The 255-nt window shown below is 54.1% G+C and carries 1 rRNA gene; it reads left to right on the forward strand.

Features of this window, described 5'->3' with window-relative positions:
- Window positions 1–255: ribosomal RNA gene (locus QMX84_RS26430) — 16S ribosomal RNA — on the forward strand; the annotation flags it as partial.

The raw sequence follows: 255 nt of genomic DNA on the forward strand, positions 1-255 counted from the left end.
GAAGAGTTTGATCATGGCTCAGATTGAACGCTGGCGGCAGGCCTAACACATGCAAGTCGAGCGGTAGAGAGAAGCTTGCTTCTCTTGAGAGCGGCGGACGGGTGAGTAATACCTAGGAATCTGCCTGGTAGTGGGGGATAACGTTCGGAAACGGACGCTAATACCGCATACGTCCTACGGGAGAAAGCAGGGGACCTTCGGGCCTTGCGCTATCAGATGAGCCTAGGTCGGATTAGCTAGTTGGTGAGGTAATGG

The sequence above is a fragment of the Pseudomonas sp. PS01297 genome, from assembly GCF_029959305.1.
Classification (GTDB): Bacteria; Pseudomonadota; Gammaproteobacteria; order Pseudomonadales; family Pseudomonadaceae; genus Aquipseudomonas; species Aquipseudomonas helleri.